Genomic DNA, 25,435 nt, shown 5'->3' on the forward strand with positions numbered 1-25,435 from the left:
ACATGAGCGATTCCACGACCCCGGCTTTCGATTTTCACTCAAGAGAGCCGTTCTGGCAGGCCGAATGGAAACAGCGGAACGTCTTTGCTGTTCCTGACGTACCTCCTGCTGATCGTCCGAAGTACTACGTCCTTGAGATGTTTCCGTACCCTTCCGGGCAGCTTCATGTCGGGCATGTGCGGAATTATACGCTTGGAGACGTCGTAGCGCGTTACAAGCGTGCGCGTGGCTTCTCTGTGCTGCATCCGATGGGATGGGATGCGTTCGGACTTCCAGCGGAAAATGCTGCCCGGGAGCGGAATGTACACCCTGGCAAGTGGACGATGGAAAACATCGCCACCATGCGTGGAACATTGCAGCGTCTGGGTTTCTCGCTGGACTGGGATCGTGAAATCGCGACCTGCCTGCCGGAATATTACGGCAAGCAGCAGAAGCTGTTTCTGGACATGCTGGCTGGCGGTCTGGTCGAACGTCGTGATTCGTCGGTCAACTGGGACCCGGTGGATCAGACTGTTCTGGCTAACGAGCAGGTCGTTGAGGGGCGCGGCTGGCGTTCAGGGGCACTGATTGAGAAGAAGGTTCTCTCGCAGTGGTTCCTGAAGATTACGAAGTTCGCGGAACCTTTGCTCGACAGTCTGGGGCAGCTTGATCGTTGGCCCGAGCGTGTCCGCACCATGCAGGAGCGCTGGATCGGTCGTTCTGAAGGTGCGCGGGTGCGGTTTGCGCTGCATAATCCGCCTGCCGGATTCGACATGGATCTGGACGGCATCGAAGTCTTCACGACGCGTCCTGATACACTGTTTGGTCTGAGCTTCGTTGGCATCGCTGCGGACCATCCGCTCGCGGCCAAGGTTGCGAAAACCAATCCGGCCGCTGCCGAGTTCATCGAAGAATGCCGCCGTCTCGGAACATCCGAAGAAGTAATCGAAGCGGCCGAAAAGCGTGGTTTCGATACTGGTCTTCGTGTCAGCAATCCGCTGGACCCGGATCAGTCTGCTCCGATCTGGATCGCGAATTTCGTACTCATGGATTACGGAACAGGCGCGGTATTCGGTTGTCCCTGTGGCGATCAGCGCGACCTCGATTTTGCCCGTAAGTATGATCTGGCTGTTCCGCAGGTGCTGCTGCCCTCTGGCGAAGATGCCGAGACGTTCACGGTTGGCAAGAAAGCCGTCACCGGAGACGCGAAACTCTACAACTCGGGCTTTCTTGATGGGCTTGATGTCGCTGTCGCCAAGAAAACGGTCATTGAGCGTCTGGAAGGCATGGGTGTCGGGCACGGTGTCGTAAACTGGCGTCTGCGTGACTGGGGCATTTCGCGTCAGCGGTACTGGGGTTGTCCGATCCCAGTCATTCACTGCGACAGCTGTGGTGCGGTGCCGGTTCCTGATGATCAGCTGCCCGTTGTCCTTCCTGAAGACGTGACGTTTGAGCGCCCGGGCAATCCGCTGGATCATCATCCGACGTGGAAACACGTTGCCTGTCCGAAGTGTGGTGCTGCTGCGACCCGCGAGACCGATACATTCGATACGTTTGTCGATAGTTCCTGGTATTTCGCGCGATTTACGAGCCCGCATGCTGCGACCCCGACGCTGCCGGAGGCCGCTAATGGCTGGCTCCCGGTTGACCAGTATATTGGTGGTATTGAGCACGCGATCCTGCATCTGCTGTATGCGCGTTTCTTTACCCGGGCGATGCATGAGACGGGTCATCTTGGAATTGATGAGCCGTTCGATGGCCTGTTTACGCAGGGCATGGTGACTCACGAAAGCTACAAGGATGCGAGCGGCTGGCTCTATCCGGAAGAGGTTGAGCGTCGTGGAGAACAGGTTGTTCGCCGCGATAACGGAACACCGGTTCAGGTGGGCCGGTCAGAGAAAATGTCCAAGTCCAAGCGCAACACGGTTTCCCCTGTGGAAATCATTGAGCGGTTCGGCGCGGATACGGCCCGTTGGTTCGTGCTGTCGGACAGTCCGCCAGAACGCGATATGGAATGGACGGCGTCCGGTGTTGCGGCTGCGGCCCGTTTTGGTCAGCGTCTGCATCGTTTGGTCTCAGCAGTTGCGGGTGCGGATGCCATTGACAGCGCCCATGGTGTCGCAGGAGATGATCTGCGTCGCGTGACACATCGGACGATTGCAGCTGTCACAGAGGCGCTGGAGGCTTTCACGCCTAACGTTGCGGTTGCAAGGTTGCACGAATTGACGTCCGCTCTGGCTGAGGCGCAAGGCAAGGATGGAGAAGGGCTGGCAGCGGCCCGTCGTGAAGCTGCGTCGACTCTGTGTCTGCTGACCGCTCCCATGATGCCGCATCTGGCGGAAGACATGATGGCCGTACTTGAGCCGAATGGTGATCTCGTTGTGGACAGGGCGTGGCCGGAAGCCCAGGATGAATGGCTGGTGGTACAGAGCGTCACAATTGGTGTTCAGGTTCTTGGAAAGCTGCGTGGCACCATCGAGGTGCCGCCGGATGCGCCGAAGGACCAGGTGCTGGCTGCCGCGAAAGCCGAGCCGAACGTGGCCCGAGCGCTCGAAGGCAAGCGTCTGGTGAAAGAAATCCACGTTCCAAATCGGATCGTCAATTTTGTAGTGGCAGGCTGATCGTGAAGCGTCGCAGTGTTCTGACCATGGCAGGCTTTCTGATGTTGGGAGGGTGTGGCTTCACCCCTCTCTATGGAAAGCTCTCTCCGACAACGGATGTTTCCGCTGAACTTTCACAGGTTTATGTGGCGAATATTCAGGGACGCTACGGTCAGCAACTGCGTTTGGCTCTTCAGAAAAATCTTTCAGGTGCAGGACCTGAAAACCCGCAGCGTTACACACTGCGGGTCAATTCCGGAGCCAATACGGAAGCTATTGATATTCACCAAGACAACACGTCTGGTCGAAATCGTGTAACGGGTAACGCGCATTGGCAACTCTTCACGGTAGAACAGTCTCCCCAGCTTCTGACGCAGGGAGATGTCAATACGCTGGATGGATACGATACGACGTTTGAGCAGTACTTTGCCCAGACGCTGAACGATGAAACGGTCAAAGGGCGCGTTGCTCAGACTCTGGCGCAGAATTTGACCCAGCAATTGGCAATCTGGTTCAGATCCCATAATACTCCTTCCAAAAATACTCAGGAAGATCTGCCGCGTTATATCAATACCGACAGAATGCCTTCTGATAACGGCACTTCAACAGAAAAGGTGGGTGCTGATGGCTTCCCGGCATCGGCAACGGGACGAATTTCTCAGGGAACCATCACCAACTAATGAAGGTTGAGACCCGTAATATCGGGCGTGCCTTGGCTGATGCGGGGACATGGCGCGCCATTCTCCTCCATGGAGAAGATTCTGGCCTGATCCGTGAACGTGCTGCACACTCTGTTCGTCTGGTAGCAGAAACGCTCGATGATCCTTTTCGTGTGGCGCAGCTGGACCGGGATACTCAGGACCGTCTGGAAGATGAAGCAACGGCGCTCTCCCTGATTGGTGGGCGACGTGTGGTCTGGGTGAGGGACGCGCAGGATTCCGTAACGCCTCTTTTGGCGCGGGCTCTGGAGACGCAAACGGATACTCTCATTGTCATTGAGGCGCCGGGGCTGTCCTCCCGGTCCAAATTACGAGCCTTGGCGGAAAGCCGCAAAGATGTTGCCTCCATCGCCTGTTACCCGGAAGAGGGACGTGCGCTTTCCCAGACTGTTACGGAAGCTTTGTCACAGGCGGCAGTTTCGATTGATCGGGATGCCTTGACCTGGTTGATGGGGCGACTGGGGGCTGACAGGAGCGGAGTCCGGGGCGAAATCGAGAAGCTTGTTCTCTACGCAGGCGCTAACGGACGGCTGGATCTGGATGCGGTTCAGGATTGCGTGGGAGATGCCGGAGGAAGCTCTCTGGAAGATGCCGTATTCGCGGCATTGTCTGGCAATCGGGAAGAGGCAGATCAGGCTCTTGAGCGTGCTCTTGCTGATGGCGCGAACCCGGTCGCTGTGGCTCGTGCTGTTCTGGGAGTTCTGGTGCGGTTGCAAAAGGTGGCGCTTGCCGTGAAGAGCGGGCAGGGACGCGCAGAGGCGATGAAATCTCTTAAGCCGCCTGTGTTTTTCAAACGGACGGCCGCTTTTAATCACGCACTTGATCGCTGGACGAGCGATTCACTGGCACGGGCCATGCGGGAAACGCAGGCTTTTGAGCTGGCCTGTAAGCAGAGTGGGACGCCTGATATTGCGCTCTGCCGGAGGCATATTGCGTCTCTCTGCGGGATCTGGAAGCGCTGATCCGTTTTTCCCAAGATATTCTTAAAATAATGGGGTGTTGTGGCTGTAACCGAACGATGTGTCTGTGTGCAGCGACAGGGAAAAAAAGCGCCTTAATTCAATAAAATAAAGTGCCAGTCTCGGACAGCACAGGCGTCCGATGTGGACGCCGAAAATGTTTGAGAAGACTGACGGAGAAGAGAGTCTCCGCCAGTCTGAAGGTGTTAGAAACGGGCGGAAACGTCGAGGTAGTAATAGCCTCCCGTAATTCCGAGCTGATTGGTGCTCATGTAATATTTTGGAGCACCGAGGTAACGGTTTTCTTTTGGTACGGCGGATGGGTATGCGGCGAAGATGTTGTTGCCACCGATCGTCGCGCTCCAGCGCGTGTTGATGTTGTATGTGACGGAGGCGTTGGTCGTCCATTTCGGGGCATTCTGGAACTCACGATAGTTCGTGGTCGAGAACGCATTGGGGCCTGTGTAGTAAGTCAGGTTCGATGTGGTCTGGCCATAGCGGATCTCGTGAATGGAGACGGCCCATGTGTTGTTCGGGGAGTGCCAGCGGCCGCCAAAAATAATCTTGGAGCGTGGGTAAGCCGTTGTCAGATAGGCGACATACGGCACACTCAGCAGGGCTGCACCGGTGGTGCTGGTGCCCTGATGACGCAGGCGCGTGCGGTTCAGGTTGATGGCGACATCCCAGTCTACGTGCCCAAAGCGACCGAATTCGCTCGGATAGGTCGCATTGATATCGAGACCCTGCGTGCGCGTGTTGGCGACATTGGCAAACCAGTATGTAGAGAGCTGACCCGCGCTCCAGTTCTGTGAACCGTCTGGCAGAGGGAAGTTGTTGGCCTGAAGCGCCTTGTAGGCCTGCGCGCCATAGATGTTTCCGCCTGGCTGGATACGGTCGCGCAGATCGATCTGATAGGCATCCACTGTTACATGCAGCTTGCGGATTGGTTCGACTACGATGCCGCCTTCCACACTGGTGGCCTGTTCCGGCTTCATCTGAGAGGCGCCGTTGGCCAGTGCGCCGGGGGAGTTGGCTGCAATCAGGCCACGGGCGGCCGTTGGTGAGACAGCCAGAGCGGAATAATGCTGCTGGGCCAGTGTCGGTGCGTGGAAACCGCTGCTGAAGGTTCCGCGTACGGCAAAGCGCGGGCTGAAGTCATACCGTGTGGAGATCTTGCCGGTCTTCGCGTTGCCCACATCCGTGTAGTGTTCAATGCGCCCAGCCAGGTCGACCTGCCAGTTCTTCATCAGATGCGTTGCGATGTCGATATAGCCGGACGCTACATCACGCGACCAGTTGCCCGCATTATATTTTGTCGTGCCAGGAATGCCGTCAGATCCTGAGCCTGCTGTGCTGTCGGCTGACCCTGTTCCGATGGAATAGGATTCATACCGGTAGGCTGCGCCGCCCGCGATATTGATGCTGTGCGGCCAGAAGGAAAAATTGAGCTTCCGGGACAGGTCGAAGCTGCTTGTCCACTGGGAGTTGTTGTATCCCTGAGCGTTGTAGAAGTTCGTGGGCGTGCGACCATCCGCTTTGTAAACAGCGCTGTTGATCGTGCTCAGAGCGTCGAAACGGTCAAAATCGCGACCGTAAACGGTTGAAAGATCCCAGTGCCAGCCAGCCAGCATGCCCTTGAAGCCAGCGGTGAGTTCATAATCGTTTTCCTCAAGGCCCATGATCGGTGAGTAGCCATAAGGATATTTTGCGGCGTATCCCGGATAGGCGGTGAGGGTCGTAGGCAGGCGGTAGTTCTGGTAGGATTCTGCATGGCGATGCGCATAGGTCGCGCTGGCATAGGCCTGTACGTTTTCGGTCAGGTCATACCCTGCGGTGACGGCTACGCTCTCACGCGTTTGCTCTGGTGTGCTCAGGAGCTGGTTGGCATAGGTGTTCGTCCGGCTGTCTTTTCCGGATCGGAATGCATGATCCTGATGAACGAAATCGCCACCGATATGCACGTAGCCGCGGTTGTTCAGATTGAAGCCGCCATCAAGATAGACGCCTTGCTGAAAGCCGTCTCCATCACTGGTAATGCCCGTGTTGGAGCGCATGCTCAGGCCGTGGTCCTGCTTTTTGGTGATGATGTTGACCACACCTGCGATGGCATCAGAGCCATACTGGGCAGAGGCGCCATCACGCAGGACTTCGATATGATCGATCATGGACATTGGCAGCATGTCGATATCGACAGGCGTTGCACCCTGTGACGGACCTGGATCGGCATAGATATTGGCTGTCGTATGACGGCGCTTGCCGTCCACGAGCACAAGCGTCTCGTTGGGGTTGAGGCCGCGCAGGGCAATCGTGTCTGTCAGGGCGCCTGCGTCGAAGCCAGCTGTTGGAACTGTCAGAGACGGCAGCAGGAGGGACAGGGCGTCACGCAGGGTTGGCTGACCTGTGGCTGCGAGTTGCCGGTTTGAAACAACGTCGATCGGGGAAATCGAATCGCGTGCTTTCTTGCCGAATTCGCGTGTGCCGGTGACGATGACAGACTCATTGCCACCGGAAACATCCCTGATCCGGTTTGACGAGACGGATGTACGGTTTTTTGTCTTCTTGTGTGGGGTTTCGGCTTTTGCCGTAGGCGCTGCACAGAGTCCTGTAACCGGCATGGCAAGGGAGGAGCCAAGAAGAGTGGTACCTAGAAGCACGATATGCCGGGAGGAAAAACGTACAGACACGATTTCACGATCTCACAAGAGTGAATTAACTATTAGACAGATTGCTATCGTGTATCGGTTTGGTCAACGGAATTTCTTCCGTTTCAATAACATTTGCGTATTTCTTGCTTCAGTGTGGCGCCGTTCCATCACTTGAAGCGTTATGACACAGAAATGTTGTAATGAAAAATGGGAGTTTGATCTGTGAAACGTCGCCATTTTCTGCGAACGGCCTCGATAGCCCCTGCATCTCTGGCCGCTGCGCCATGGGGAATGTCTTCTGCTTTTGCTGATTCAAATGAAGACAGGGGAACTGTGCCGCATGGTATTTTCGAAGTTGTTGCAAGGTTTGATGGTCCTGGTCCGTCCGGTGTTGTGGTGTTGCCAGAAGGACGCATTTTCGTTGGCTTTCCAAGACATGCCGTGAACCATAAAGGCGCGACGCTTGGAGAGTTGGTGAATGGAAAGGTAGTACCTTATCCCTCGAAAGAAGAAAGCCTTCCCAGTCATCGTTCTGATGCAGAGTGTCTTGTATCCATTCACGGAATGACTTTGGATCGTAATGGACGGGTCTGGGCCATTGATGATGGAAAACGAGCTGGTCATCCGATTGGGGCAGGGGCAGCAAAAATTGTCTGCATTGATCCGAAAACCAACACCATTGTGCACAGGATCCTCCTCAAAGCGCCTGTTCTGCTTTCTGACAGCCACATGAATGATCTGCGTGTCTCTCTGTCACATGGGGCGGAGGGAACGGTTTTTGTGACGGACTCTTCATTTGGCACGAAGCCTGCTCTGGTCGTTGTGGATGTCGCAACGGGGCAGGGACGACGGGTTCTGGCCCAGAGTAGGGCTATTCTGCCAGAGCAGGGCTTTCTGGCGATTGTTGAGGGAGAGCCTCGCCAGTATCTGCCTAAAAAGCCACAACTGGTTTCTGGTGGGGTAGATGGGATCGCCCTTACAAAGGACGAGCAGCGGCTTTATTTTGCGCCTCTGACAAGTCGACGTCTTTACAGTCTCCCCGTAGATCTTCTGGCAGATCCCGCGTCAGATGACGCTAAACTCGAAGCGGCTATTCGTGATGAGGGGGAAAAAGGCGTAGCGGATGGCTTAGATTTTGACAGTCATGATCGTCTGTATACCACCAATTATGAACATGACTGTATTCTGCGGCGGGACCCGGATGGATCGTTCAAACTGATGCTTCGTGATCCCCGGATAGTGTCGCCGGACGGGATCTTTGCGTCCGAGACGCATGTTTACTGTACGTTTGGTCAATGGAACCGGCTTGCATCTTTCAATGATGGGAAAGACCGGCGGGAGCCCCCTTATCTTCTGGCCCGGTTCCCCATCGAAGAGCCGGAATCCTACAATGCCTTGCCTGATGCGGCTTTGACCAAGGCTGGAACGCCAGGGGACTGAATGAAAAAGCTCCGACCAAGGAATGTTGGTCGGGGCTTTTTAGACTTTTCAGGCTGTCTGCTCTGGGGGAACCTGTGTGTCAGTCGTGTGCTGATCCACCGCTGCCGGAAGAAGCTGGGCCAGAGCCGGAAGGATTGTCGCTGCCGGTAGGCCCGTCTTGGAGACGAGCATCTGGACCTGCTGATCCGTCAGCAGGTTGCGAAGTTCATCCGTGGAAATGGGCAAATTTTCACCGTTCCCAATCCAGGAATGGATCTTCTCTTCAAGTCCAGCACTTTTAGCCTGATTGATAAGCATGTTCAGGCCTTCGCCTTTGAGCATGTCACCAAAGCTGCCACCGAGTTTGTCACCCAACTGGCCACCAAGGGCGCCCATGGCTTGATTGACGATGTTTCCGAAGAAGCCGCTCATAAATGTGTTCCGTACTCTAGTGCGACCAAGTGGCCGCTATGGAAAGATCGCCTGCTGTGTCAGGCCTGCTAGATAATCAGGATGCGCGCTTGTTGCTGAGTTCCTGCGGGACTTCGACGTCGATTTCCAGCATGGAGCATCCGCTGCCACGGTCCAGTTTGATCTGGACCTTGTCCTGATCGACGGCAACATGGCGTGCGATGACTTCCATGATCTCTTTATGAAGCTGCTTCAGGAGGTCGGATTCACCTTCTTCTCCCGCACTGCGTTCATGAGCCAGAAGGATCTGGAGCCGGTCACGCGCAACAGCGCTGCTGGACTGCTGCCGTCGCGTGAAAAGGTTTGCGAGAAAGCTCATGCCGCACCTTTCTTGCCAAACAGCCAGTCGAGAAAGCCGCGCTTCTCAGTCGGCACGGAAACATCAATTTTTTCACCAGCCAGACGGCGAGCGGCTTCAAAATAGGCTCGGGCCGGGAGGCTTTCAGGAGAAGATAGTGTGACAGGGGCGCCGACATTCGACGCCTTCAGGACATCTTCGCTTTCCGGAACGATGCCCACGAGCGGGATGGACAGGATTTCCAGGACGTCTTCAACGCTCAGCATTTCCTTGCGGGCTGCGCGGGCCGGATCGTAGCGGGTCAGCAGCAGGTGCTTTTCAATCTTCTCGCCGCGCTCTGCTTTCTCTGTTTTGCTGTCCAGCAGACCGATAATGCGGTCTGAGTCACGGACGGAGCTGACTTCTGGATTGGTCACGATGACTGCAGCATCGGCATGATACATGGCAAGCTGCGCGCCACGTTCGATACCGGCCGGGCTGTCACAAATGACCCAGTCAAACTTTTCGCGAAGCTCTTCCATGACGCGGGCCACGCCTTCGGATGTCAGGGCGTCCTTGTCGCGCGTCTGGGAGGCGGGAAGGATGGAGAGTGTTTCGCAGCGCTTGTCGCGGATCAGGGCCTGTGGCAGGCGGGCGTCACCCTGTACGACATTGATGAGATCGAACACCACACGGCGTTCTGCGCCCATGACCAGATCAAGGTTTCTGAGACCGACATCGAAATCCACAACGACAACATTTTGCCCGCTCTGTGCGAGTGCTGCGCCGAGGGCAGCAGTTGATGTCGTCTTGCCGACGCCACCCTTGCCTGAGGTGACAACCAGAACCTTGGCCATGAAAACTCCAAAAACTGCGTCTGCGGCCATTTGCCGCGTCCTGCACGAAAATCGCGCCTATTCCCTGTATCCTATGGGATAGTGAAGCCTTCCGGCAACACGGGAATAGGGGCAGTTTCGTGGCATGAGATCACTTTGATAACGGATCAGCCAATTTCTCAGCGCGGAAGTGGGAGGACCCTGACCCTGTCTTCATCAAGAAGTGCCTGCGCGGCCTGTCCGAAAACGGTGGGGTCGATATCTTCCGTAACGGCGTAGAAACCATCCAAGGCCAGTAATTCGGCTTCCATTCGGGAGGCAAAAATTCTGGCATCTGACTTGCCGCCGACCCCCGCGATCGCCCGACCTCGGAGGATGCCATAAACGTGGATTGATCCTGCCGCCACGATTTCTGCTCCAGACGAGACGGCTCCCAGGATAACGACGTCTCCTTGCATATGCTGGATGCATTGGCCGGAACGGATCGCGCCTTCCAGAACCAGGGTTTGCCCACCTGATACGGATGACGCTGTGGCTGTGTCTGCTTCTGTTGCCTGCTCCGGGAGGTCAACTTCGCCAGACGGACGACCACCTTCGAAGGACGCTGGCCAGTCCCAGCCGGCAACGGCGGGCCAGGAGCGATCACCGCCCTCAATGCTGATGATACGAACGCCGCGGCTGCGGATGTCGTCAAGGAGGGTGGTCAGACCGGTCGTGTCCGCTGCAAGAAGTCCGAGGTCAAGAATTACCGGCTTCCCGCTGAAAAGGCCGCCGGATCGTACGATCTGCTGGTCGAGGCCAGCCAGCCAGAGGTTCAGTGGCGCTTCTGGCGACAGGACGAGCGCCAGAAAGGAACGGCCACGGGCGCGGATACGCATCGGGGTGGCGGCGGGGGAAGCGGATGCAGTGTCTGACATCGGAAAATTCGTTGGCCCTGTAAGGAAAGCGGTGACGGAGGCTCTTGTGAGCGGGTAGTGGCTGACTTAGAACATGAAGTTATGCGTATCCTGCATCACCTTCCACTCTCCCCGCAATGCCGTCTGGTCCGGCTTGTGCTTGGCGAGAAGAGACTGCCCTGTGAACTCGTGATTGAACGGGTCTGGGAACAGAGTGAGGAATTCCTCGCTCTGAATCCGGCTGGCGAAGTTCCCGTCCTTGTTGAAGAGAATGGTCTGGCCGTTCCCGGAGGACGGGTCATCTGTGAATATCTGGATGAAGCCTATCCGGATACACCCCTGATGGGACGCACATTGGCAGAACGTGTTGAGGTTCGCCGGTTGATGGACTGGTTTGACACGCGCTTCGCACAGGAAGTCACACGTAATCTGCTTGGTGAGAAAGTGGACAAGCGGTTGTATGGACGTGGTCATCCGGATGGCAATGTGCTGCGGGCTGGTTACGGCAACATGCGCTTTCATCTGGATTATATTGGCTGGCTTGCGGAAACGCGTTCCTGGCTTGCGGGGTCATCCATTTCCATGGCTGATTTTGCCGCCGCCGCGCATTTGTCAGCACTGGATTTCATCGGAGACGTGAACTGGGCCAAGGCGCCTGCTGCCAAGGACTGGTATGCACGGGTTAAATCCCGCCCATGTTTCCGCGGACTTCTGACAGACCGGATGAGTGGCATCACCCCGCCCGGCCATTACGCTAATCTGGATTTCTGAACAGGAATTTGCTTGTGACGTATGATGTGGTGGTCCTTGGGGCTGGCGCGGCTGGCCTCATGGCTGCTGCGAGCGCCGGGCAAAAAGGTGCAAGTGTTCTTGTTCTGGATCATGGGCCCGAGCCGGGTCGCAAGATCCTGATTTCGGGTGGTGGCCGGTGTAATTTCACGCATCTGGAGACCGGGCCGAACTGCTTTATTTCCCAGAATAAACATTTTGCCCGGTCCGCGCTGGCCCGTTACACGCCGCGGGACTTCGTAAAGCTGGTCGATCGTTATCGCATCGCCTGGCACGAGAAATCCAAGGGCCAACTGTTTTGCGATGGGTCTGCCCGTCAGATCGTGGACATGCTGATTTCCGAATGTCAGGCAGCGGACTGCGAAGCGCGCATGCAGACGCGAATTCTGGACGTTCGTTCTGATGGAAATGGCTTTGTGGTGCAGACAGATGCAGGGGATGTTCAGGCGCGATCTGTCATTCTGGCGACGGGTGGCCTGTCTATTCCCAAGCTGGGAGCCTCTGATCTTTCTCTGCGGATTGCAAAGTCATTCGGTCTGAAGATCGTGCCGACGGCACCGGCACTTGTTCCTCTGGTGCTGGCGGATGCTGATCCGTCTCTAGCTGGGGTGTCTCTGAATGTGGTCGCCACGACGGGCAAGAAGGGACCGCGTTTTGAAGATGGTATGGTCTTCACGCATCGTGGCGTCTCTGGCCCCGCGATCCTTCAGATCTCGTCCTATCTGGACAATGGCGGCTCAGCTCAGATCGATCTGCTGCCGGGAAAAGATGCGTTGAAAATGCTGCTTGAGATCAAGCAGGCGCGTCCGAAGGCTTTGCCTCCCAGCCTGCTGGATGCGCTTCCGTCTCGCCTTGCCAAAGAGCTTGTTGTTGATCTCGGGGATACGATGCTGGCTAATCAGCCGGACAAGAAACTTCGTGCATTGGCGGATCGTCTGTCCCGTTGGGAGATATCTCCTTCTGGAACCGAAGGGTATGCCAAGGCGGAAGTCATGCGAGGAGGGGTCGATACCAGCGGTCTTTCGTCACAGACGATGGAAGCACGTGATGTGCCAGGGCTTTATGTGATTGGCGAAGCTGTGGATGTGACGGGCTGGCTCGGGGGGCACAATTTCCAATGGGCTTGGTCTAGTGGCGTTGCGGCAGGGCAGGCAGCGGCTGAGCGCAAATAAGCTGGAACAATTACGCCACAGGATTGCCATACCGGCGTAGGATGCCCGCAACTGACGCAGTGGAAATCCGTTTTCCGCTCATTCATGTTGTCTTGAGAGGGTCATGCCGATGTCTCGTTCCATTCGCCGTTCTGCACTCCGTGTCGCAGCGGGACTTTCTTTTCTTGGGCTGGGCGCCTGCGTGGGAACGGCCGCTTCAGGGCCTGTGAACCCGTCTGCTCCGGTTGCCGGCTATGGGTACACCTGTAAGGCTGGGATCTACACCTGTAAGATGCCAACTCAGGTCCCTCTGGGCACATCCTGTTCCTGCCCGGGCCTGGGTGCCGCCAGTTACGGCAATGTGCACCAGCCATAATCCCTGACATTGGCCCTTTGGGCTGAAGGGGATAGAACCGCGCCATGCAGGATGGGATTTCCGGTATGGCGCAGTTTGTTCCATGGATTATTGTCGCAGTTTCGCTCGCTGTTGCGGCTCTTGCGATCATGCGGGGCGGGAGTGGCGACATTGCGCGCCTTCTGGACCGCGAAGCGGACGAACGGGCACGGGATGCCGAGTATCAGCGCGCTCATCTGGCAGACGTCGAGCGGGCTCTTTCCGGTCGGATGGATCAGCTTCGGCTGGAAACCAACGATCGTCTAGGAGATCTGACCCGGAGGGTTGGGCAGGATCAGGCTGAAGGGCGTATCCTGCTGTCCGAAGCGCTACGAGACATGGCTCAGACCCAGAATGTGCAGATTGAGCGCATTCGTGTTGCCGTGAACGAACAGCTTCATGGTGCTGTCGAAAAACAGATGCAGACCAGCTTTCAGCGTGTGGTTGAGCAATTCAGCGCCATGCAGAAAGCTTTGGGTGAGGTGACCAACGTCACGGCGCAAATTGGTGATCTCAAGCGTCTGTTTTCCAACGTGAAGACGCGTGGTGGCTGGGGCGAGGCTCAGTGTCGTGCCATTCTGGATGATGTTCTGCCGGAAGGGAGCTACGACACGAATTTCCGTCTCGGGGAGGGTGGAGAGTCTGTAGAATTCGCTATCAGGATGCCGGTGAAGGGCCATGTTGCGCCTCGTCTGGCTATCGACAGCAAGTTTCCGACTGAAGCTTATGAGCGCCTGTTGAATGCAACTGAGCTTTCGGATGTGAGTGCTGAGAAGGTGGCTCGGAAGGAACTTGAAGTCACGATAAAGTCTGAGGCGCGCAAGATTGCTTCCAAATATATCTGTCCGCCGATCACGGTTGAATTCGCGGTGCTCTATTTGCCGACTGATGGCCTCTATACGGAAATCGCCCGAATGCCTGGCGTCATTGATGAAATCGGACGTTTATATCGCGTGATCGTCATGGGGCCGTCGTTGCTTCCTGCCATGCTTCGGACGGTTCATCTCGGTTATGTGACACTCGCGCTTGAGGAGCGGACGGAAGCGATTGCCAGTCTGCTTGGAGCGACGCGACAGGAGATGCTGCGGATGGACCAGGTGCTGGACAGATTGCAGCGGAATGCAGGGACAATGGGCAACACGATTGAGGAAGCGCGTCGTCGGACACGCGTTCTTGGACGTCGCCTGAGGGCGCTGGATGGGGTGGAAAATCTCGAAGATGCGCAGGATGATCTTGAATTTCCGGAAGTTTAAGACTGATTTTAATGGGATGACATCTGATATTCCCCCATGTGACAGTCATGAGCATGATGCCCGTATCTGAACACGAGGCGGCCTCCCGCCCGATCGAGTCTGCCATTCGTCTGCTTCTGATTGAGGACGATGACAGTATCGCCATGGAAGTGGCTGAGGAACTGACGTCCCGCGGTTATGCCGTGACGCGCGTCGATAACGGTCTGCGTGGTCTTGAAGAGGCTCAGTCTGGCCGATACGACCTGATGATCGTGGACCGGATGCTGCCGGAGCTTGACGGGCTGAGCGTCATCGAGTTGCTGCGGCGTCAGAAAATCATGCTGCCGGTTCTGGTTCTGTCGGCGTTGTCAGCGGTGGATGACCGGGTCAATGGCCTGAAGGCTGGGGGAGATGACTATCTTACCAAGCCTTTCGCCATGGAAGAACTGGCAGCTCGTCTTGAGGCTCTGCTCCGACGGCCGACCGATAGCCGAGAGACGGTTCTGCGGGTTGGCCCGTTGGAGATGGATCTCATTGAACGGAAGGTGTTCCGGAACGGACGTGAGATCGAGTTGCTTCCGCGCGAGTTTCGTCTTCTGGAATATATGATGCGCCGACCGGGAACGGTTCTGACGCGCACCATGTTGCTGGAAGACGTCTGGAATTACCGCTTTGTTCCGCAGACCAATCTGGTGGACGTGCATATTGGTAAGCTTCGCCGAAAGATTGATGTCGCAGGAGAGCCTGCGTTGATCCAGAGCATCCGTGGCGCAGGGTTCAGTCTGCGTGTATCGGACTGACATTTTCCGGACCGCCACGTTCCGCCTGACGCTGGCGTTCGTGGTGGCAATGATTGGCGGTATCCTGCTTCAGTTCGGGCTCGTTTATGCCCAGATGAATGGGTACGAGAGTGCGCGTTCCAGTGATCTGCTTCGGCGTGAGGCGGCTCTTCTGGTTCAGGAAACGCCTGAGCGACTTGAAGATGAAGTTCGCGAGCGGAGCAAGACAGATCTGCGCGTCATCCTCAATGGCGCCAGTCTGTTCGATCTGAACCATAACCGGATTGTTGGAGATATCCGTCACTGGCCGGAAGGACTGGAAGTTTCTGATAGGACCCGGCGGCTCACGGTCGCTCCTCCGGGGGATACGCCTTACGAGATGCGCTATCTGGCCATCGAAGTTCCTGGTCCAGATGGAAGCAGCGGGGATCGCATTTTGGTTCTGGCCCGTTCGATGCATATGGCAGATGAGCTGCGGTATATCATCAAGCGTGCAGCCCTGATTTCGGTCATTCCGATGGTGCTGTTTGCGTTGCTGGCCGGTCTGTTTCTCAGCCATCGTGCCTTGGGGCGCGTCAAGGAGATGCGGCAGGCAATCGAGCGTATTATGGCGGGTGATTTGCATGAGCGTCTGCCTGCCGGGCGGGAGTGGGATGACATCGAGCGTCTGGCGGGTGCGGTGAACCGGATGCTGGATCGCCTTGAGCACCTTCTGGATGAAATCCGGGATGTGGGGAATGATATCGCCCACGATCTGCGAACCCCTTTGGCTCGTGTGCGGGCGCGTCTTGAGCGGGCGCTGTCGTCTCAGGATGATCCAGAACATCTCAAATCCATCATTCTCCGGGCTACGCAGGATCTGGATCAATGTTTCTCTGTCATTACTGCGCTGTTGCGCATTGGTGAGATCGAGAATGGTCGTCGTCGAGCGGGCTTTACGATGATGGATCTATCTGAGTTGGCCGCAGGTATTGTGGATCTTTATGAGCCTATTGCCGAGACGCAGGGACTGGCTCTCACGGTTGGCGGCATCGACAGACCGATTCCTCTTTATGGTGATACGGATCTGTTGAACGAAGTTCTTGCCAATCTGGTTGATAATGCCATCAAGTTTACGCCGCCTGGCGGTGAGGTTGGCCTGATCGCTGGCAGCGATGATGCAGGTTGTGCCTGGCTGAAAGTGTATGACACAGGCATCGGTATTGCGGAGGATGAGCGAGGCGCCGTTCTGGGGCGTTTTTACCGTTCTGACAAAAGTCGTCATATTCCCGGAAGTGGTCTTGGTCTGAGTCTGGTTTCTGCCATTGTGGATTTGCACGGAGCATCTTTGAAAATCAGCGCTTATCGCCCGAACAGAGAGATGACAGGATCAGTATTCACCATCCATTTCTCCGCCAGGAATGGCGTGGATCAGTCCATCAATATTACATGACATTTCTGTTTCAGGGCTGAATCCGGGCGTTCTTAAACTCAATTTTGCTTGTCGCACCACATATGTCCGGTATGACTTGTCTCAATTTGAAGGGGACGCCCGTTGAGACTGACCAAGACTGACGCAGCCGTGCAACTCCTGTCATTCAGGAACAGGAGCACCGTAGGCGTATGAATGCCATCGTCGTAACTGCCCTTAAAAGGCCTTACACGTTCGTAGTTCTGTCGATCATGATCCTGATTTTCGGGATCAAGGCGATCGTCTCGACGCCGACGGACGTTTTTCCTTCCATTAAAATTCCAATTGTTGCGATTGTCTGGTCTTATACCGGGCTTATGCCGGAAGATATGTCCGGTCGTGTCGTTTATTACTATGAGCGGTCCCTCACGGCGACGGTCAGTAATATTGAGCACATTGAAAGTTCGTCTTATTACGGACGAGGTATTGTAAAGGTTTTCTTTCAGCCTGGGACGGATACCGCTGTCGCCCAGACGCAGATTACCTCTGTGTCTCAGACTGTTATCAAACAGATGCCAACGGGTGCGACGCCTCCGCTGATTATTGCGCTGGATGCATCGTCTGTCCCGGTTCTGACTCTGCAGGTGAATAATCCCACCATGTCCGGGTCGGAAATTTACAACATGGCGTCCAACCTGATCCGGCCTGCGCTGGTGCCGGTTGCGGGGGCGGCAATTCCAAATCCGTATGGCGGTCTTGCTCCGGACATCATGGTGGACATTGATCCCATCAAGCTTCTGGCGCATCGGCTGTCTCCCGAAGACGTGGCGAACGCTTTGAACCGGCAAAACATCGTCCTGCCTGCTGGTGACCAGAAGGTTGGTGCGATTGACTGGATGGTAAAGACCAACTCCACGCCGCTGGACCTGTCAGTCTTCAACAAGATGCCGATCAAGCAGGTTGGTAATTCGGTCATCTATTTGCGTGATGTTGCGTGGGTGCACAGGGGAGGACCGCCACAGATCAACGCGGTGCTGGTGAAGGGCCAGCAGGCTGTTCTTATTGTAATCCTCAAGAGCGGGGATGCATCTACGCTTTCTGTTGTGGCAGGCGTGAAAGCCCTTCTTCCTCAGATCAAGGCAACGCTTCCGGCTGGAACGACCCTGAACGTACTGACGGACGCGTCAGGTTTCGTGAAGGAATCCGTGTTTGATGTGGTCCGTGAAATGATCACGGCTGCGATCCTGACGAGTTTGACGGTTCTGCTTTTTCTGGGATCCTGGCGGTCTACGGTGATCGTCGCGACCTCCATTCCACTGGCGATGTTGTCATCCATGATCGGCCTGAGCATCGCTGGGCAGTCGATCAATGTCATGACACTGGGTGGTCTGGCTCTTGCCGTTGGTATTCTTGTGGATGACGCGACGGTCATGATCGAGAATATTGATGCTCACCTTGAAATGGGGAAAGAGCTTGAGGATGCGATCATTGACGCATCCAACCAGATCGTTGTGCCAACCTTCGTTTCGACCACCTGTATCTGTATCGTCTGGCTGCCGTTGTTCGAACTGACGGGCGTTTCGGGCTGGCTATTCATGCCTATGGCTGAAGCCATCATCTTTGCGATGGTTGCGTCGTTTATTCTGTCGCGGACGCTGGTGCCGACGATGGCGAACTGGCTGCTTCCGGCTCAGGTCCAGATGCATCGTGATCCGGAATGGCATCATCGCAAGCCCGGCATTTTCGGACGTTTCCAGCGGGGTTTCGAAAAGCGGTTCAGCAGCTTCCGGGAGCATTACAAAGGCGTTCTGTCTGGACTGATCGCCATTCGCGGGCGGTTCGTGACAATGTTCCTGCTGGCTGCTGTGGCCTCCATGGCGCTGTTGCTGTTCGTCGGACAGGACTTCTTCCCGGAGATCAAATCCGGAACGATCCAGATGCATATGCGGGCGCCCATCGGAACCCGTATTGAAGAGACGGGTAAGATTGCCGGTCTGGCTGAGAAGCGACTTCGCAAGATTCTGCCAGGTCAGGTCGAGAATGTGGTGAACAACTGTGGTCTGCCGTTCAGTCAGCTGAACCAGGCCATGGTGCCTTCTCCGACGACGGGAGCACAGGACTGTGACATCACCATCCAGCTGAAGAATGATGAGAGTCCGATTCCAGAATATCGTCAGAAAATCCGTAAGGGTCTGACCGATGCTTTCCCTGGAACGATCTTTACATTCCAGCCAGGAGACATGACGGCGAAGATCCTGAATTTTGGTTTGCCGTCCCCAATCGACGTACAGATTTCTGGACGTGACCTGCAGGCAAATTTTGCTTTTGCAACGCGTCTGGCCAAGAAAATGCGTCATATTCCTGGCATTACGGATGTATCGATACAGCAGCCGATGACGCAGCCGACGCTGATGGTGAACAACCGTCGAAGCTTTGCGCTTGGTACAGGCATCACGCAGCGGGATGTGGCGCTGAACTCGCTTGTGACGCTGTCGGGTAGTGCCCAGGTTGGTCAGACTTACTATCTGAATGCGCAGGGAACTTCACAGCTTATCGATGTGCAGACTCCGGCGAACTATCTTCAGACGATGAACGATCTCGAAATCGTTCCCATTGACAAGGGCGATGGCAATCCAACGAACCAGACGCCTCAGCTTCTGGGGGCTCTGACTGAGCTTCAGCAAACCGGGACGCCAGCAGAGGTCTCGCATTACAACATCATGCCTGTGTTCGATATCTATGCTGCCCCGGAAGGTACGGATCTCGGTACGTTGTCCCGCACTGTAAAAAGTGTGGTGGAAAGTGAGCGCAAGAATCTGCCGCATGGCTCGACGCTTGTCGTGCGCGGTCAGGCGGTAACGATGAACGATGCCTATGTGCAGTTGATTGGTGGTCTCGCGCTGTCCATTGCGCTGGTTTATCTGATTATCGTCGTAAACTTTCAGTCCTGGCTTGATCCGTTTGTCATCATCACGGCGCTTCCAGGTGCTTTGGGTGGTATTTCCTGGAGCCTGTTCCTGACGCATACTGCCTTGTCGGTGCCGGCGTTGACGGGTGCCATCATGTGTATGGGCACAGCGACAGCGAATGCCATTCTGGTGGTCTCATTCGCCCGTGAACGTCTGGACCATCATGGAGATGTTCTGCTGGCCTCGCTTGAGGCCGGGTATGAACGTATCCGACCGGTTCTGATGACGGCGCTTGCCATGATGATCGGCATGATTCCGATGTCGATCAGTAATTCTTCCAACGCCCCCTTGGGCAAAGCTGTTATTGGCGGCCTGTTGGTAGCAACCATTGCTACTCTGCTGTTCGTGCCCTGTGTTTTTGCCCTGATTCATTACAAGCGGCCTGCTGGGCCAGAAGGAGACCGCGCGTGAACCATTCTTCTGAACAGGGCCAGATGATGCCTCAGGGGCAAGAACCGAAGAGTGGCAGCGCTCTGCGTAACAGGTTGATCCTGCTTGGTGTCGTTCTCGTGGCCATTATCCTGGCGGCATGGGGGATCATCGAGCGCGGTGTGCACTATCACTCGTTGTCTGGTGTTACCGAGGAAGCGGCCATTCCACCGGTAACGCTGATTTCTCCGCAGGATGGTCCAAAGACACGACAGGTCGATCTGCCAGCTAATCTCGCGGCCTGGTATGAAGCGCCGATCTACGCACAGGTCTCTGGCTATGTGAAAATGTGGTACAAGGACTATGGTGCGCATGTGAAGCGTGGCGATGTTCTCGCCGAGATCAGTACGCCAAGCATTGATGCCCAATTTCAGGCGGCCAAAGCTCATTACAATGTTATTCTTGCCCGCTATAACCTTGCAGTTATTACGACGCAGCGTTGGACGGCGTTGAAGGGGACGCAGGCAGTTTCCCGGCAGGAAGTGGATGTTCAGGCTGCTAACGCTGCGGCGCAGAAAGCCGAGCTTGAAGCTGCTGAACATGAGGTCGAGCGTTTTCAGGCGCTGGAAGACTTCAAGAAGATCGTTGCGCCGTTTGATGGCATCGTGACCTCTCGCCTGGTCAATGTCGGTGATTATGTTAATGCGGGCGGCGGCAACGTAAATTCACGTGGTTCAGCATCCGAACTGTTTTCGGTGGCGGACGTACATCGGATGCGTGTGTTCGTATCGGTGCCACAGGACTTTGCAAGCGTAATTTCCCCAAAAATCACGGCTGATCTGTCTGTTCCGCAGTATCCTGGCCGTCGTTTCAAGGCGACTTTCCTTGCGACGGCCAACGCGTTCAATGCGGCGACCCGTACAGTGACGACAGAGTTGACGATTGGGAACGAAGATAATCTGCTGTGGCCGAACTCCTATGCAACAGCCCACATTTCGGCGCCTGGCAATCCGGATATTCTGATTCTGCCGGAGGGTGCGATTATTTTCCGGGCACAGGGTATGCAGGTTGCTAAGGTCATTAACGGACATGTGCATCTGGTGAATGTAACGGTGGGAATCAACTTCGGCACGACGGTTCAGATCCTGAGTGGTGTGACGAAGGATGACCAGCTTATTGCCAACCCGACGGCTGATCTGCTGGAAGGGGATGAGGTTCGCGTTGTCCCGACAACGCCGGGCTACAATGTTCCGACCAAGGCCCAGCAGGAAGAGGATCAGAAATCGGTGCGTTCGCATGATGCCAATCCGGATGAGGCTGGATCCCGTTGATGAGACTGACCGATCTGAAGCGCGGATATTTTACGCGGCCGCGCCGTCATGTTGTGACGGCTTTGGCAGGCGTCCTGTCCATTGGGCTGGCGTCCTGCAATCTGGCGCCGGACTATCATCCTCAGAAGTTCCTTTATCCGGAAGGATGGGAAGGAAAGGGGGTCATGGCCAATGCTCATCCTGCGGATGACATGATCCGCAGTGATTGGTGGACCATGTTCCATGATCCCATACTGAACGGCATGGAAACCAAGATGCTGCAGGTCAATCCAGATCTGCAGGTTGCGGCAGAAGCGTTCACACAGGCGCGTGACGTGGCGAGGGAGGCGGAAAGCAAGCTCTACCCTCAACTCACTGGCTCTGCACATATGAGCTACAACAAAGGCTCTCTTGGGCGGCTCTTCAATAACCCGAACAGAAGTACGTCGCTCGTTTATGAGTCCAACCAGGCCTATAGCGGTGCTGCGACGTGGGAGCCAGATTTCTGGGATTCCATCCGGAACTCCACACGGATGGAAAAAAATCTCGCTCAGGCGACGGCCGCTGATTACGCGCTGGCCAAGCTGAGTCTCGAGGCTGAACTTGCCAGTGATTATATCGCGTTGCGGGGGTTGGATGCCCAGAATGCGGTCTACGAAGACTCGATCCATTACTTCCGGGCTGCTGTAGAAATCACGGAGTTGCGTCAGGCTGGAGCCATTGGTGCTGGACTGGATGTGTCCCGTTCAGAAAACCAGCTTTACTCAGCCATGGCGGCCCAGAGCAATCTGTTGGCAGAGCGCAGGGTTATGGAGAACGCGATTGCCGTTCTGCTGAATACCGCTCCGGCAGGCTTCCACATTGCGCCGGTTCGCGATGTGAAGATGCATTTTGGTGTGGTGAAGGTGAACCCGGGTCTGCCGTCGTCTCTCTTGGAGCGTCGGCCTGATATTGCTGCTGCCGAGCGGAGAATGGCAGCTGCGTCTCGTGCTATCGGAGTGTCTCGTGCGGCGTTCTATCCTCGCATTACGCTGAGTGCGGATGGCGGCTTTGAGGATGGCGGCTTCGATCTCGCCAGTATTTCGCGTGCTTTCTGGAAAATTGCTGTGCAGGCTGTGGAGCCTGCCTTCACTGGTGGTCTGCGCCGTGCAGCATTGCAGCGGTCCTGGTCTCAGTATCGACAGACTGTGGATGAGTATCGTGGGATTGTGCTGTCTGCATTTCAAGACGTGGAAAATGGCCTGACGCAGAGTGGTCAGTACAAGATTGCGCAGGATCAGCAGCAGCGTGCCGTGGAAGCTGCCCTTCGGACGCAGAGTATGACGATGGCCCTCTACACTGGTGGTCTGTCAAACTATCTCGATGCACTTGTAGCTCAGCAGGATGCCTTGCAAGCTCGTCTTGCTTTGGTCCAGACGCAAACGTCCCAAATCCAGGCAACAGTGCGTCTGGTGCGGGCTCTGGGCGGTGGCTGGGATTCCAGTGAACTGCCGGGTGTAAAGCAGATCGATCCGTTTGGTGCGTTCCAATACGAAGGACTGCATAAGCCTCAGCCTGTCGCGGGGATAGACAGCCATGAATCCGCAGTGGACAATGATCTGCGCGGCGATCATGCGGATAAAAGCTTGACGCATTAGGTGAAAGCGGTCTAGGGGACCGCCTCACTTCGAACGCGGGAGGAGGCGGGTCAGCCGACTCCGTTAAACCGCGGTTCGGGAACGAAACAAATGGGGAGTCCCGGATATGGCCAAAAAAGTTGTTGGCTACATCAAGCTTCAGATCCCGGCTGGTAAAGCCAACCCATCTCCGCCGGTTGGTCCGGCACTGGGTCAGCGCGGCCTGAACATCATGCAGTTCTGCAAAGAGTTCAACGCGAAGACGCAGCAGCTTGAGCCAGGTATGCCGATCCCGGTCGTCATCACCGCTTATGCAGACCGTACGTTCTCCTTCATCACGAAGACCCCGCCGAACACGTACTTTCTTCTGAAGGCTGCCAAGATTTCCAAGGGTAGCCAGACCGTTGGCAAGTCCGCTGCGGTTGGTTCCGTGACGACGGCTCAGCTTCGCGAGATCGCTGAGACGAAGTTCAAGGACATGAACGCCAACGACATCGATGGTGCTGTGCGCATGCTCGCAGGTTCCGCCAAGTCGATGGGCCTGAACGTGGTGGAGGGCTGATACCATGGCAAAGAACAAGCGTCTGAACGCCGCACAGGCAACTGTCGAGCGTAACAAGCCGTACACTCTTGCTGAAGCTGTGGCTCTGGTGAAGAGTAATGCCAAGGCAAAGTTCGACGAGACGATCGAAATCTCTCTGAACCTCGGCATCGACCCGCGGCATGCTGACCAGATGGTCCGTGGTCTGATCTCCCTGCCGAACGGCACGGGCAAGACTCTGCGCGTTGGCGTGTTTGCACGTGGCGCCAAGGCTGAAGAAGCTCTGGCTGCTGGTGCAGAAGTTGTCGGTGCAGAAGATCTGGCTGAGAAGATCCAGGCTGGCGAAATCAACTTCGACCGCTGCATTGCAACGCCTGACATGATGGCTCTGGTTGGTCGTCTTGGTAAGATCCTTGGTCCGCGTGGCCTGATGCCGAACCCGCGTCTCGGTACGGTGACCATGGACGTCAAGGGTGCCATCACGGCTGCCAAGTCCGGTCAGGTTGAATACCGTGCCGAAAAGGCTGGTATCGTGCATGCCGGCGTTGGCAAGGCATCTTTCGATGAGGCCAAGCTGATCGAGAACATCAATGCTCTCGTTGACGCTGTGCAGAAGGCACGTCCGTCTGGCGCCAAGGGCACCTACATGAAGAAGGCAGCACTGTCTTCCACGATGGGTCCGGGCGTTCGCGTTGACGTTTCCAGCTTCGAGGCTTGATCGAAGCGGGGGCTTTCTATAGAAGGCCCCCAACAAGGAATGACACCATGCTTTGGTATGGTGGCGTAGGGGCGGCGCGCTAGCGGGTCGCTTCCAAACCTGTCCAAGACCGCGCGTAACATTTCGATGTTTTAAGTGCTTCTCATGAAGCGGCGAGCGTCAGGCGGGGCGCCAGTGTTTTGGTGGTTTTACCACGATGCGCTGGGTTCGCTCACTTCTGTGGACAGGCGAGCGGAGGATCTTCAGCAATGAAGGTGCTCCATGGGTAACCTGGTCTGGATTATTCCAGGCTGACGAGGAGACAGGTTATGGACCGTACGGAAAAGCGGGCCTTTGTCGAGTTCCTCGCCGATGTGTTTGGCAGCACGTCCATGGTCATCGTCACCCAGAACAAGGGTCTGACGGTTGCTGATGTGACCGAGCTGCGTCGACGCATTCGTGCGGCAGGTGCGACATACAAGGTTGCGAAGAACCGGCTGGCCAGCCGTGCTCTGGATGGGACCCAATTCGACGGCATCGCGCCGCTGCTCAAGGGGCCGACGGCTCTTGCCTGGTCTGAAGACCCGGTTGCAGTTGCAAAGGTGATTGTCGAGTTCGCCAAGACGAATGACAAGCTTGTAGTTCTCGGTGGATCTCTTGGTTCGCAGACGCTTGGCGTCGACGGAATCAAGACTCTTGCCGAACTGCCGTCTCTGGATGAGCTGCGTGCAAAGCTGGTGGGTATGATTCAGACCCCCGCTACGCGTATCGCAGGCGTTGTTCAGGCTCCGGCAGGCCAGCTTGCTCGCGTCTTTGGCGCCTATGCCAAGACCGGCGAAGCCGCTTAAGAGTAAAATCAACGCTGCGGCGTAGATTTGAACCCATTCAAACAGTGCATCACTTAGGATAAGACCATGGCCGATCTGGCAAAGATTGTTGAAGAGCTGTCCGCTCTGACCGTTCTCGAAGCTGCTGAACTTTCCAAGCTTCTCGAAGAGAAGTGGGGCGTTTCTGCTGCTGCTCCTGTTGCAGTTGCTGCTGCTGGTCCGGCTGCTGGTGCAGCTCCAGCTGAAGAGCAGACCGAATTCACCGTTGTTCTGGCCGCTGCTGGCGACAAGAAGATCAACGTGATTAAGGAAATCCGTGGCATCACGGGTCTGGGTCTGAAGGAAGCCAAGGACCTGGTCGAAGGCGCACCGAAGACCGTCAAGGAAGGCGTGTCCAAGGACGAAGCCGAGAAGATCAAGAAGACCCTGGAAGACAACGGCGCCAAGGTCGAAATCAAGTAATCAACTTGATCGGGCCGCTTTCTCTCTGAGGGGCGGTCTCTGCGAAAGCAGACGGATAGGGCGGGGATCGCATGCGGTTCCCGCCCGATTTGCCGTTGGTGGAAATAA

The 25,435-nt window shown here is 56.0% G+C and carries 22 protein-coding genes; 17 read left to right on the forward strand and 5 right to left on the reverse strand.

The window, feature by feature from the left end; all coding sequences use genetic code 11:
• The first annotated feature begins 2 nt into the window (after positions 1-2).
• The 3 genes from leuS to holA are packed head-to-tail and all read left to right on the forward strand — an operon-like array spanning position 3 to position 4,260.
• Entirely contained in the window at positions 3-2,600 is a 2,598-nt protein-coding gene (gene leuS, locus HKD32_RS09770) for a leucine--tRNA ligase (protein WP_061932375.1), read from the forward strand.
• Positions 2,601-2,602: 2 nt separating this feature from the next.
• Positions 2,603-3,259, forward strand: a complete 657-nt coding sequence (locus HKD32_RS09775; protein WP_010502206.1) for an LPS assembly lipoprotein LptE — start codon at positions 2,603-2,605, stop codon at positions 3,257-3,259.
• Complete coding sequence (gene holA / locus HKD32_RS09780) at positions 3,259-4,260, forward strand: DNA polymerase III subunit delta (protein ID WP_061932377.1); 1,002 nt, start codon at positions 3,259-3,261, stop codon at positions 4,258-4,260. The genes HKD32_RS09775 and holA overlap by 1 nt, the downstream gene beginning before the upstream one ends.
• Before the next feature lie 203 nt (positions 4,261-4,463).
• Here the strand turns inward: holA and HKD32_RS09785 are convergent, their stop codons facing one another.
• Entirely contained in the window at positions 4,464-6,941 is a 2,478-nt protein-coding gene (locus tag HKD32_RS09785; RefSeq protein ID WP_234781793.1) for a TonB-dependent receptor plug domain-containing protein, read from the reverse strand.
• Positions 6,942-7,124: 183 nt separating this feature from the next.
• Between HKD32_RS09785 and HKD32_RS09790 the strand changes: the two genes are divergently transcribed.
• Complete coding sequence (locus tag HKD32_RS09790) at positions 7,125-8,342, forward strand: SMP-30/gluconolactonase/LRE family protein (RefSeq protein WP_061932381.1); 1,218 nt, start codon at positions 7,125-7,127, stop codon at positions 8,340-8,342.
• A gap of 48 nt (positions 8,343-8,390) precedes the next feature.
• Here HKD32_RS09790 and HKD32_RS09795 read toward each other — a convergent pair whose 3' ends face one another.
• From HKD32_RS09795 to minC, 4 genes are all read right to left on the reverse strand, one after another.
• Complete coding sequence (locus tag HKD32_RS09795) at positions 8,391-8,753, reverse strand: YidB family protein (RefSeq protein ID WP_023943159.1); 363 nt, start codon at positions 8,751-8,753, stop codon at positions 8,391-8,393.
• Positions 8,754-8,829: 76 nt separating this feature from the next.
• The gene (gene minE, locus HKD32_RS09800) at positions 8,830-9,111 is read right to left on the reverse strand and encodes a cell division topological specificity factor MinE (protein ID WP_010502196.1); all 282 of its coding nucleotides are present in this window, start codon (positions 9,109-9,111) and stop codon (positions 8,830-8,832) included.
• Positions 9,108-9,926 carry a septum site-determining protein MinD gene (minD, locus tag HKD32_RS09805; RefSeq protein ID WP_061932522.1) on the reverse strand — a complete coding sequence of 273 codons (819 nt, stop codon included), beginning with the start codon at positions 9,924-9,926 and terminating at the stop codon, positions 9,108-9,110. The genes minE and minD overlap by 4 nt, the downstream gene beginning before the upstream one ends.
• Before the next feature lie 158 nt (positions 9,927-10,084).
• Positions 10,085-10,822, reverse strand: a complete 738-nt coding sequence (minC, locus tag HKD32_RS09810; RefSeq protein ID WP_061932383.1) for a septum site-determining protein MinC — start codon at positions 10,820-10,822, stop codon at positions 10,085-10,087.
• Positions 10,823-10,903: 81 nt separating this feature from the next.
• Between minC and fzlA the strand changes: the two genes are divergently transcribed.
• The 13 genes from fzlA to rplL all read left to right on the forward strand — a co-directional run bounded on the left by fzlA (position 10,904) and on the right by rplL (position 25,327).
• Positions 10,904-11,572: an FtsZ-binding protein FzlA gene (gene fzlA, locus HKD32_RS09815; RefSeq protein WP_023943153.1), complete on the forward strand. Its 669-nt coding sequence runs from the start codon at positions 10,904-10,906 to the stop codon at positions 11,570-11,572.
• Positions 11,573-11,586: 14 nt separating this feature from the next.
• On the forward strand, positions 11,587-12,762 hold the full coding sequence (locus HKD32_RS09820; protein WP_194257925.1) for an aminoacetone oxidase family FAD-binding enzyme: 1,176 nt from the start codon (positions 11,587-11,589) through the stop codon (positions 12,760-12,762).
• Positions 12,763-12,865: 103 nt separating this feature from the next.
• Positions 12,866-13,117 carry a hypothetical protein gene (locus tag HKD32_RS09825; protein ID WP_228118938.1) on the forward strand — a complete coding sequence of 84 codons (252 nt, stop codon included), beginning with the start codon at positions 12,866-12,868 and terminating at the stop codon, positions 13,115-13,117.
• A gap of 44 nt (positions 13,118-13,161) precedes the next feature.
• Positions 13,162-14,388, forward strand: coding sequence for a DNA recombination protein RmuC (locus tag HKD32_RS09830; protein ID WP_194257926.1), 1,227 nt, complete (start codon positions 13,162-13,164; stop codon positions 14,386-14,388).
• A 47-nt stretch (positions 14,389-14,435) separates the two neighbouring features.
• Complete coding sequence (locus HKD32_RS09835; protein WP_026017459.1) at positions 14,436-15,167, forward strand: response regulator transcription factor; 732 nt, start codon at positions 14,436-14,438, stop codon at positions 15,165-15,167.
• Positions 15,154-16,578 (forward strand): sensor histidine kinase, encoded by a 1,425-nt coding sequence (locus HKD32_RS09840; protein ID WP_061932526.1) that lies wholly within the window; start codon positions 15,154-15,156, stop codon positions 16,576-16,578. The genes HKD32_RS09835 and HKD32_RS09840 overlap by 14 nt, the downstream gene beginning before the upstream one ends.
• A gap of 170 nt (positions 16,579-16,748) precedes the next feature.
• Positions 16,749-19,916, forward strand: coding sequence for an efflux RND transporter permease subunit (locus HKD32_RS09845; RefSeq protein WP_061932387.1), 3,168 nt, complete (start codon positions 16,749-16,751; stop codon positions 19,914-19,916).
• Positions 19,917-19,939: 23 nt separating this feature from the next.
• Complete coding sequence (locus tag HKD32_RS09850; RefSeq protein ID WP_373317466.1) at positions 19,940-21,205, forward strand: efflux RND transporter periplasmic adaptor subunit; 1,266 nt, start codon at positions 19,940-19,942, stop codon at positions 21,203-21,205.
• The gene (locus tag HKD32_RS09855) at positions 21,205-22,821 is read left to right on the forward strand and encodes an efflux transporter outer membrane subunit (RefSeq protein ID WP_023943140.1); all 1,617 of its coding nucleotides are present in this window, start codon (positions 21,205-21,207) and stop codon (positions 22,819-22,821) included. The genes HKD32_RS09850 and HKD32_RS09855 overlap by 1 nt, the downstream gene beginning before the upstream one ends.
• Before the next feature lie 106 nt (positions 22,822-22,927).
• Positions 22,928-23,362 (forward strand): 50S ribosomal protein L11, encoded by a 435-nt coding sequence (rplK, locus tag HKD32_RS09860; RefSeq protein ID WP_008852418.1) that lies wholly within the window; start codon positions 22,928-22,930, stop codon positions 23,360-23,362.
• A gap of 4 nt (positions 23,363-23,366) precedes the next feature.
• On the forward strand, positions 23,367-24,059 hold the full coding sequence (gene rplA, locus HKD32_RS09865) for a 50S ribosomal protein L1 (RefSeq protein ID WP_010502167.1): 693 nt from the start codon (positions 23,367-23,369) through the stop codon (positions 24,057-24,059).
• Between the two features lie 308 nt (positions 24,060-24,367).
• Positions 24,368-24,886 carry a 50S ribosomal protein L10 gene (gene rplJ, locus HKD32_RS09870; protein ID WP_010502165.1) on the forward strand — a complete coding sequence of 173 codons (519 nt, stop codon included), beginning with the start codon at positions 24,368-24,370 and terminating at the stop codon, positions 24,884-24,886.
• A gap of 66 nt (positions 24,887-24,952) precedes the next feature.
• Entirely contained in the window at positions 24,953-25,327 is a 375-nt protein-coding gene (gene rplL / locus HKD32_RS09875) for a 50S ribosomal protein L7/L12 (RefSeq protein WP_007282711.1), read from the forward strand.
• The last annotated feature ends 108 nt before the right edge of the window (positions 25,328-25,435 follow it).

The sequence above is a fragment of the Gluconobacter japonicus genome, assembly GCF_015244665.1.
GTDB lineage: Bacteria > Pseudomonadota > Alphaproteobacteria > Acetobacterales > Acetobacteraceae > Gluconobacter > Gluconobacter japonicus.